A 9190-nucleotide genomic window follows, 5' to 3' on the forward strand; every position below is an offset into this window, starting at 1 on the left:
CCGGGCTCATCCGGACTGCTCCGGCCGCGTCGCCTGCTCCGCCGGAGACCGGTGCGCGCTGGCGGCGAGGCGGGCCGGCGGCGGGTACTGCGAGCCGGCGGGCCGGGCGCCGTCACCGGGGGCGGGATTGCCGGCGGAGAGCAGGTACGTGGCGAACTCGTGGTCGGGATCCACCCCGAGCATCGCCTCGACACCGCTGTCGTGGAACGCGATGGTCTGGAACGGCGCCAGGCCGAGCGCGGTGCAGGTCAGCGCGAAGGTCTGGCCGTAGTGGCCGGCGTCGAACATCCACAACCGGTAGGCCCGGGGGTGCCGGTACTTCCAGGACAGGCGGGCGGCGACGGTGGTGGTGAGGCAGGTGAAGGCACCCCGGTAGGAGGGCTCCTGCTCGTAGGTCAGGGCGGCGATGCGGTCCCGGTCGACGGTGGCGTCGAGGAGCTCCAGGCGGTGCACCTCGGGCGCGTAGTGGTAGAGGCCGGGCGGCACCCCGGTGACGTCGTAGACGGCGACGTAGCACTCGACCTCGTGCCGGCCGCCGGCGGAGGCGCTGATGCGCCCCTGCTGAGGGCCGAATGCGCCGCCGTCGAGGAAGCACTGGGGTGCGAACGTGCAGGCCAGAACGGTGGCGAGCGCGTCGATGCCGACCGGGGTGTCGGCGAACGCGCGGTGGGTGCGGCGGGCGGCGAACACCTCCTCGACCGGCGTACGCAGCGGCAGGGTGCGGCGGGGAAGGTGCACGGCCGGGGCGTCCGGGTATCGCTTGAACGGCGCCGGAGGCTCACCGTCGGCGGCGATCTGGGTGGCCGTGGCGTCCCGTCGCGGCGAGTCCACGAGGTAGTTGGCGTCCCGGGCCTCGGTGTGCATGCGCGACGCGATCGGCCCCCAGTGCTGCCAGGCGGGCGGGGTGTCGACGTCGTCGGTGTCGGCGACGAGGACGCCGGCGTCGCGGAGCTGGTGGACCGCCTTGGTGGCGGCGTCGGCGGCCTCGCTGCCGAAGTGGCCGGCGATCTCGTCGACGTCGGTGAAGTCGTCCAGGCGCTGCAACAGGGTGAACAGGTCGGGGGTGACGCGCAGCCAACGGCGTTCACCGGGCAGGGCGACCATCAGCGCATCGCTGTCCCAGCGGCAGATGAGCTGCTCGCGGCGGCGTACCCGCATTCCGGTGTCCTTTCACGACGACGCACGATGGACAGAATGGTGCCGGACCCGCGTGCGGGTCCGGCACCGGGGCGCGTCAGGCGGCGCCGTGGTTCAGAACTTCCTCGTTCGTCTCGACGATCACGATGTTAAAGGCCATGGTGTGTACCTCCTCTCGGGCGCGAAGGGCTCGTGCACCCCTGGAAACGACCGTCTCCGCCGGCTTTCGAGACTGACGCTCGGGGGGAACTGCGGTGCCGTGGAAACGCATTCGGGTTGCCGCCGTCGCCGGCGGAATCCTCATCCGTTCTCCCTTTCGGCAATAGAGAACGTAGCGAATGCGTCGGCCTCCTGCCAAGGGGTCGGCGCCCATTTGTTTGTCGCCGTACAGCGAGAATCAATGGAAATTCGAGCCGGCCTTCAGGCGTGCCTTCAGGTGCGGGCTCGATCACAGGATCCGGAGGTCAGCCGCCCTCTCCGGAGGCGCGAATTACCTGTCGATGGGCTGCGGGTGGGTCGCTCGTTCGCGCCGATAGGTATAACCACCACGCGGGCACGGGAATTGCCGCCTGTGAATGCCGTGTGGCCTCGGCTCCGGTCCGTCCGGTCTATTCCGGCGGCTCCCACTGCCGCATCGAGTCCCGGTCCCCGTGCCGAGGCCCGGGACGCGACTGAGGCCGGCTGCCCTGGTCGGTGTCCAGGTCAGCCGGCCTCAGGCCGGTACGGAGCGGGTCAGGCGGCGCCGACGGGCACCGGCTCCGGGGCGGGAGCCGCGGCGGAGACCGGGGCGGGAGCCACGGCGTTGGCCGGCGCGGGGACGGGCACAGCAGCCGGCGTCTGTGCGGGCAGGTACCTGCCGAGCTTGCGGATGCGCCGGGCGTTGTTCTCCATGACGTCGATCGACGGCAGGTCGGCGTCGGTCCGCACGACCGTCGGGCTGGCGGCGGCCGTGTGGATGTTGTTCAGCAGGGTGTGGAACGAGCGGGGGAACAGCGAACTGACGAACTTCGACTGCTGCCGGCCGCGCCGGATGCTGGCCACCGGCTTGGACCAGTCGACCTGGTCGAGCCCGAACCGGTGCTGCCGGACGAGCTCGCGGCGGAACGTCGCCCACGGCACCAGCTTCAGCGTGAACCGCTCGGCGATCTCCTCGGTGGTCACGGGGGTCACCGGGTAGCTGATCACCCGTGGCGCGGCGGACAGCGCGTTGGCCACCACGGACCGGGCCAGCACGTCGCCCGCCACGACCGGGCTGGTGACCTCGGAGTCCCAGACCATGCCGAGCTGGAGGATGTGCGAGATCATGTTCCAGAACGAGTACTCCATCCCGGGGTCCTTGAACCCGGTGCTCGGGCCGCCCAACGCGAACGGCGCCTGGTAGATGTGGATCGGCACCCCGTCGCGGTTCGCCCGCAGGCTGATGTGCTTGACGACCCACTTCATCCGGCTGTAGCCGGTGTAGAAGAAGCTGTTGCGGTAGAAGTCGCGCCACTGCTGGTAGACCTCGCTGCCCACCGAGCCGATGACGTGCAGCGTCTTGAACCGCTTCTGCAGGCAGAACTCGGCGAGCCGGAGCGTCGGCAGCACCTTCTCCTCGCGGTAGCGGGAGTAGGGGTAGTCGTGCGTCGTCGCCCCCGCGGCGTCGATGACCACGTCGACCTCGGTGAGCAGCTCGTCGTACGCGGCGGGGGCGAGCCCCATCGCCGGGTCGAGGTAGCTGCCCTCCAGGACGACCAGCTTCCCGGTGTCGGGCAGCTCCATCTTGTACTTGCGCAGCTGCCGGGCGATGCGCTCCTGACCGGACTTGTCGCCCTTGCGGCGGACCAGGGCGTGGACCGTCGCCACCCGGGGGTCGCCGAGGAGTTCGCGCAGCATGTGCATGCCGACGAAACCGTTCGCGCCCAGCAGGAGCACGTTCCTGGGCTCGTCGGCGCCGCGCCGGGGCAGCCGCGCCGCCACGGCGCGCGGATCCTCCGAGTAGCCGAGCGAGATCCGGTCGGGGTTGCCCATCGAGAGCGCGATGCGGTCGCTGTGGTGTCGCAGGGAAATGTGCATGGTTCCGCCTTTGCATGGAGAGTGAGGGTCGTGGAGCCGGAACGGAACGGGCCGGGCCGTCAGGCCACGCGGCGGTCCAGGTGCTGCCAGAACCTTTCACGCAGCTCCCGCCGGAGAAGCTTGCCGCTGGGATTGCGGGGCAGTTGGTCGACGAACTCGTAGCTCGCCGGGATCTTGAAGTCGGCGATCCGCCCCCGCAGGAACGGGGTGAGATCGCGGGCGGTCGCGGGTTGGTCCGGGTGGGTCACCACGAAGCAGTGCACGACCTCGCCCCAGTGCTCGTGCGGTACGGCGACGGCGGCGGCCTCGACGACCCCCGGGTACGCGCAGACCGCGTTCTCGATCTCCGCCGGGTAGACGTTCTCGCCGGCCACGATGATCGTGTCCTTGATCCGGTCGCGGACGAACAGGAAGCCCTCGTCGTCCAGGTAGCCGGCGTCGCCGGTGTGCAGCCAGCCGTCGACCAGCGTCGCGGCGGTGGCGTCGGGCAGGCCCCGGTACTCGATCATCCGCGCCGGGGTCGACAGGCAGATCTCGCCGACCTCGTACGGCGGCAGGAGCCGGCCCGTACCGTCGATGATCTTCACGGCGAAGCCGGGGTACGGCCGGCCGGCGGCCTGCATGCGCGGCCCGCCGACGACGTGCTCCGACGGCGGCAGGCAGACGGCGGTGTTGCCGCTCTCGGACAGGCCGTAGATCTGCGCGAACTCGCAGTCGAACATCTCGATGCTGCGGCCGAGCAGCGCCTCGGAGATCGGCGACCCGCCGTAGACGATCTTGCGCAGCGAGACGAAGTCCTCCCGCTTCGGCCGGGGCGGCGCCAGCATCATCTGCAACTGGGCCGGCACGACACAAGCGGTGGTGACGCCGTGGCGGCGGATGAGACGCACCGCCTCGTGCCCGGCGAACACCCGGACCGACACGTTGGTGACGCCGGCGCTGAAGCCCTGGATCGACCACCAGAGGCCACCGATGTGGAACCCGGGGATGCCGATCAGGCTCACGTCGTCGGGCCGCCAGTCGATCCAGTCCAGGTCCTCGGAGGCGAGCGCGTCCCGCACCGCGAAGAAGCTGCGGTGGGCCAGCACGACGCCCTTGGGGTTGCCCGTCGTGCCGCTGGTGTACACCTGGGCCAGCGGCTGCTCCTCGGTCCAGGACGGGTCGAGGTCGCCGTCCTCGCCGCCCTGCCAGCCGGTGAAGTCGGCCAGCGACACGACCTCGCGCAGCTCGGGCAGGTCCGGTCGCAGCCCCTCGACGGTGTCCAGGAGGTCCGCGTCGCAGAAGAGGACCGTGCTGCCGGAGTCGCGCATGATGTGGCGGATCTCGCCGGCGCGCAGCCGCCAGTTGATGGGGACCAGCACCGTGCCGGTCTTGGCGCAGGCGAACAGGATGTCGTAGTAGTGCTCGGACTCCTTGCCCAGGTACGCGACGCGGTGCCCGGCCGCCGCCCCGGCGCGGCGCAGGGCGTGCGCCGTCGCGTTGCTGGACCGGTGCAGCTCGGCGTAGCTGACCGTACGGTCCTCGCAGTGCACCGCCGGGTGCTCCGGTCGCCGCGCGGCGTGGAACGCGATGACGTCGTGCACCGTGCGCAGCTGCGGGTGGTACGCCCTCATCGGCCCGTTCCCTCCGGCACCGCCAGCGTCTCCTCGAGGAACCGCACGATCGCCGGCCCGGACGCGAGGGCCGGCAGCAGGTTCGGGTCGATCTCGATGCCGAACGCGTTCTCGATCGCCATCATGAGCTGGATCTGACGCAGCGAGGTCCAGCCCTCCACAGTGTCCGGCTCCAGCCGCTCGGGCAGCTCGTCCGGTGCGACACCGAACACCGAGGCGATCACCTCGCGGACGCGGGTCTGCAACATTGCTACTCCTTGGGTGTCGCGCCGGGGCCCTGCCCCGGGGTGAAGAAACGTCGCGTGATCCGGGAGATCGTGCGGAAGTCGTCCGTGCTGACCTCGTCGAGGGAGATCTCCGTGCCCAGCTCCGCCTCGATCAGATAGAGCAGCTCGACGAAGTGCATCGAGTTCAGGACGCCGGTGTCGACGAGGTCGTCGTCGGCACCGACCGAGTCGATGTCGGGGCAGCGGGCGCGCAGGAACGCGGTGAGGAACTCGGGGACCGTCTCGGTGGTGGTCATGACCTCTCCTCGGGGCGCGGCGGTGCGGGCAGGATCTTCGTGCTGACCCGGGCGGCCGCCGGCTCGCCGGCGCACCGGTGTTCGGCCACGACCCGCCCGGTCGACAGGCCGGTCGGGATGAGCCGGTTGGTCCGCAGCGCGACGGCCGGGTCGCGCAGCAGCGGGTTGGTGTCCCGCACGGCGGCGGAGAACAGCGCGAAGACCGGATCGATGACCTTGGTCGCACCGTCGGAGTCCTCGACCTCGACCCAGGCGTGGACCAGGTCGAGCATGCCGACCACCCAGCCGATCCGGGTGACCGCCGGGATGCCGGCCCGGACGCAGAGCTGGGCCAGGTACCGGCTCGCCGAGTCGCAGCTCGCCACGCCGTACGTGGTCAACAGGTCGACGTCGTCGCGCAGGGCGGCGGGCAGCTTGACCCAGCGCAGGTCCATGGCGGCGAACTCGGCGGCGATCGCCCGCAGCTCGGGTGAGCGCAGCTCGGCCAGCTCGCCGCGGGTGTGGACGGTCGCGGTGACGGCGAGCTCCGACGCCGTACGGGTCACGGTGTCGCCGCTCGCGACGGCCGTGCCGTCGGCGGGCTCGACCGTCAGGTCGTGCACCGCGCCGCCGCAGCCTTCGGGGCGCGGCAGGGCCAGCGTGCTGGTCGGCGCCGGGCCGCACGTGTCGGCGGCGCAGGCGACCCGCAGCGCGAACCGGGAGGCGCGGGGCGCGAGCAGGTCCCCGGTCGACGAGCGCATCCACCGCAGCGAGTAGGCGAAGGCCTGCTCCGGCACGGTCGTGCCGGAGCCGGAGTGCAGCGCCAGGTTGAACAGGTCGTGCGAGTCGAAGCGCTCCGCGCCCGCGTCGCCGCTGGCCGGCAGCCCACGGTCCAGCAACGTGGACAGCGTGTGGTCGTCGCAGCCGAGGAGCTGTCGGGCCGCGGCGCGGTCCACGTCGTCGAGCCGGTGCTCGGGCGGGATCGCGAAGAGCGTGTCGAGCCCGCGGCTCAGTCCGGCCGCGGTCACGACCGCACCGCCCGGTCGCGCCACATCGTCCTGATGACGCTTCCGGTGCTCAGCACGTACTCGTCGACGGAGGCCCAGCCGAGCATCTCGTTGATCTGCACCTGCTCCGGGCCGGCCGACGTCTCCAGGTAGCCCGGCAGGTCGAGGGCCTCGGCCCGTGCCTGGCCGGCGCGCATGAGGACGTAGCCGACCCCGACCGAGTCGACGCGGCGGCCGAGCACCGCGAACCACACGTGCGGGCGGTCGGGTCGCATCCGGTCCAGCGCGTTGGAGATCCGGACGGCGTGCACCACGGCCCGCGGCCCGGCCAGCAGGCACGCCACCGAACGCAGCGCCCAGCCCCACCACGGCGTGGTGCGCTCGTCGCCGTAGAGGACGAGGATCCCGTCGAGCCGCTCGGCGCGGTACGCGGCGAGGGTGATGCCCGAACTCATGAGCTGGGCGATCACCAGCTCCGCGAGGTAGAGGGCGGTCAGGGCCGACCTGCGCTGCCAGCGGGGGAGCGAGCCTGCGGCGGCCCAGATCGCGCCGTCCTCGTACGCCTCGGCGAGCAGCCGCGCGCCCGCCCACAGCTGCCGCCACCGGAGGTCCCGGACCTCGAGCCGGGGCTCCGGCCGAGCGATTCTCTGACTGTTCACATTGCACCCCACGTCCGAACGGGAGCCCCGCTGACCTGGGTGAATTTATTGGTCTTGGGTAATCGGTCAGTAATAACCAGGCCCCTCCGGCGGTTTCTGCGCCACCGATGGCTGCCGGCGGACTCCCTTCCCCGCCGGCGGGCCCGGATGGGAGACTGAGCCGTGTCGCGTGACGACGTCGGGAGCCCGCCGGAACAGCCCCGCACCGATTCGGCGCCAGCGTGATCGCCGGCCACTGGGAGGTCGTCGTGGTCGGCGGCCGGATCGCCGGCGCGTCCACCGCGTGGGCTCTCGCGCCGTACGCCGAGCGGATCCTCGTCGTGGACGCCTCGCGGCCCACCGCGTTCTGGCCGCAGCAGTCCACCTGGGACCGGGACGGCAACCTCGCCTGGGCCGAGCTCGGCCTGCTGGAGACGGTGCTGGCCTGCGGCGCCCCCCGCACGTACGGCGACACGCAGCGCATCGGCGAGGAGGTCGTCGAGCGGGTCTACCCGCGCGAGGACGACCACTCGTTCCGGATGAGCGTGCCCCGCGAGGTGCTGGACCCGGCGCTGCTGGCCGCCGCGCGCAGCCGTGCCAACGTCACCGTGCTGCGCCCGGCCCGGGTGCGGGACCTCACGATCGACGCGGGGCGGGTACGCGGGGCGACCGTGCGCCACGGCGGCGTCGACAGCCAGGTCACCTGCGACCTGCTGGTGCTGGCCGACGGCCGGCTGTCGCGCAACGCCGAACGGGTGGGGGCGAGCGCCTACCGGGTCGTCGAGTCACCGTGGTTCGCGCTGCTGGCCTACTACGAGAACCTGCCGCTGCCCACCGACCGCTCGTACTTCTCGTTGCAGGACCGCAGCGTGCTCATCTCGACGCCCTGCGGCGACAAGCAGTGGTGCGTCGCGCTGGACCTGCACCAGAGCCTGATCGACGAGACCGGTCGGCACCCGGCGCACTCGTACGAGCGGATGGTGCGCGACGACCCGCGCCTCGGCCCGGCCGTCGCCGTCGGCCGCCGCAGCACCTCGATCGGCGGCGCCGGCCGGATGCGGATGCTGCGCCGGCCGATGAGCGGGCCGGGCTGGTGCCTGGTCGGCGACGCCGGCTACCACCTGGACCCGGTCACCGCGCAGGGCACCCGGGCGGCCCTGGTCACGGCCCGGATCCTGCGGGACCGGGTCGCGGGCGCCGGCCGCGTCGCGGGCGCGGACCTGACCGGCCTGAGCGACGAACGCGACGCCGCCCTGGAGGCCGACTGGGCCTACACCGAGCAGATCGTGCGCGCCTGACCCGATCCCGACGCCCGGCCCCCGACGCCCGGACGCCGCCGGCTATCCGACCGGGCGAGTGCCGTTGATGGTCACCCGCTGGCCGTAGCGGGAGTGCGGGTAGTAGTCCCACACGGCGTGGTGCTGGGTGCAGCGGTTGTCCCAGAACACCAGCGTGTTCGGCGTCCAGCGGACCCGGCAGCTCAGGATGGGCTGCTGGGCGACCCAGCCGAAGAGCATGTCCAGCACCGCACGGCTCTCCTGCCGGGAGAGCTGCACGATGTGCGAGGTGAAGCCGGCGTTGACGAAGAGCAGCCGGCGGCCGGTCTCCGGATGGCGTACCACGACCGGGTGTTCGCTCTTCGGCACGACGTACTCGGGCGGCGGGGTGTGACCCTGCCAGGGGATCAGGCCGTCGTGGACCGCGGTCAGCCCGTCGAGGAAGGCCCGCATCGGTGGGGAGAGCATCTCGTACGCCAGGTGCATGTTCGCCCAGAGCGTGTCCCCGCCGACGCCGATCTCCGGCGTCCTGGTGACGTAGAGCATCGAGCCCAGCGACGGCTCGGCCTCGGCGGTGCCGTCGGTGTGCCAGTCCTCGCCGGCCACGAACCGCGACTCCCGGCCGGCGCTGATCTCGAGGATGGCGGCGTCGCCGCCGTCGAGGTCGGCGAGGGGCTGCCGGCGCAGCTCGCCGAAGTGCCCGGCGAAGCGCTTGTGGTCCTCGGCGGAGAGCACCTGGTCGCGGAAGACCAGCACGTGGTGGGCCAGGAAGGCGCGCCGGACGTCGGCCAGTTGCGCGGCCGACAGCTCGGTGGCGAGGTCGAGGCCGGAGACCTCCGCGCCGATCACCGGAGTGATCGGCCGGACGGTGATGGTGTCGTAGTGCTCCGGCGGGCGGGTCGTCGCCCGCTCGACGGCGGCAAGGACGTGTTCTTCCATGCGTTCCCTCCAGGATTCCGTG

General features: G+C 71.9%; 9 protein-coding genes. 1 reads left to right on the forward strand and 8 read right to left on the reverse strand.

Annotation, left to right across the window (positions count from 1 at the left end; translation table 11 throughout):
• Positions 1-6 precede the first annotated feature (6 nt).
• The 7 genes from ACGFIR_RS26000 to ACGFIR_RS26030 form a co-directional block, all read right to left on the reverse strand.
• Complete coding sequence (locus tag ACGFIR_RS26000; RefSeq protein ID WP_393006812.1) at positions 7-1158, reverse strand: SagB/ThcOx family dehydrogenase; 1152 nt, start codon at positions 1156-1158, stop codon at positions 7-9.
• Positions 1159-1869: 711 nt separating this feature from the next.
• Positions 1870-3192: an SDR family oxidoreductase gene (locus tag ACGFIR_RS26005; RefSeq protein ID WP_393147683.1), complete on the reverse strand. Its 1323-nt coding sequence runs from the start codon at positions 3190-3192 to the stop codon at positions 1870-1872.
• Between the two features lie 59 nt (positions 3193-3251).
• On the reverse strand, positions 3252-4805 hold the full coding sequence (locus ACGFIR_RS26010) for a long-chain-fatty-acid--CoA ligase (protein WP_393147685.1): 1554 nt from the start codon (positions 4803-4805) through the stop codon (positions 3252-3254).
• Positions 4802-5053: an acyl carrier protein gene (locus ACGFIR_RS26015; RefSeq protein ID WP_393006820.1), complete on the reverse strand. Its 252-nt coding sequence runs from the start codon at positions 5051-5053 to the stop codon at positions 4802-4804. Before ACGFIR_RS26015 ends, ACGFIR_RS26010 begins: the two co-directional genes overlap by 4 nt.
• A 2-nt stretch (positions 5054-5055) precedes the next feature.
• Positions 5056-5328, reverse strand: coding sequence for an acyl carrier protein (locus ACGFIR_RS26020; protein ID WP_393006822.1), 273 nt, complete (start codon positions 5326-5328; stop codon positions 5056-5058).
• Entirely contained in the window at positions 5325-6335 is a 1011-nt protein-coding gene (locus ACGFIR_RS26025; RefSeq protein WP_393147687.1) for a hypothetical protein, read from the reverse strand. The genes ACGFIR_RS26020 and ACGFIR_RS26025 overlap by 4 nt, the downstream gene beginning before the upstream one ends.
• On the reverse strand, positions 6332-6973 hold the full coding sequence (locus ACGFIR_RS26030; protein ID WP_393006825.1) for a hypothetical protein: 642 nt from the start codon (positions 6971-6973) through the stop codon (positions 6332-6334). The genes ACGFIR_RS26025 and ACGFIR_RS26030 overlap by 4 nt, the downstream gene beginning before the upstream one ends.
• Before the next feature lie 221 nt (positions 6974-7194).
• Here ACGFIR_RS26030 and ACGFIR_RS26035 point away from each other — a divergent pair, with 221 nt between their 5' ends.
• On the forward strand, positions 7195-8250 hold the full coding sequence (locus ACGFIR_RS26035; protein ID WP_393147689.1) for an FAD-dependent oxidoreductase: 1056 nt from the start codon (positions 7195-7197) through the stop codon (positions 8248-8250).
• 42 nt (positions 8251-8292) lie between these two features.
• Here ACGFIR_RS26035 and ACGFIR_RS26040 read toward each other — a convergent pair whose 3' ends face one another.
• Positions 8293-9168, reverse strand: coding sequence for a TauD/TfdA dioxygenase family protein (locus ACGFIR_RS26040; RefSeq protein ID WP_393006829.1), 876 nt, complete (start codon positions 9166-9168; stop codon positions 8293-8295).
• Positions 9169-9190 lie beyond the last annotated feature (22 nt).

Source organism: Micromonospora sp. NPDC049051 (genome assembly GCF_043197575.1).
GTDB lineage: Bacteria > Actinomycetota > Actinomycetes > Mycobacteriales > Micromonosporaceae > Micromonospora.

Coding starts and splice junctions, on each gene's coding strand:
- ACGFIR_RS26000 (WP_393006812.1), bottom strand. CDS start 1,158: ATGCGGGTACGCCGCCGCGAGCAGCTCATCTGCCGCTGGGACAGCGAT.
- ACGFIR_RS26005 (WP_393147683.1), bottom strand. CDS start 3,192: ATGCACATTTCCCTGCGACACCACAGCGACCGCATCGCGCTCTCGATG.
- ACGFIR_RS26010 (WP_393147685.1), bottom strand. CDS start 4,805: ATGAGGGCGTACCACCCGCAGCTGCGCACGGTGCACGACGTCATCGCG.
- ACGFIR_RS26015 (WP_393006820.1), bottom strand. CDS start 5,053: ATGTTGCAGACCCGCGTCCGCGAGGTGATCGCCTCGGTGTTCGGTGTC.
- ACGFIR_RS26020 (WP_393006822.1), bottom strand. CDS start 5,328: ATGACCACCACCGAGACGGTCCCCGAGTTCCTCACCGCGTTCCTGCGC.
- ACGFIR_RS26040 (WP_393006829.1), bottom strand. CDS start 9,168: ATGGAAGAACACGTCCTTGCCGCCGTCGAGCGGGCGACGACCCGCCCG.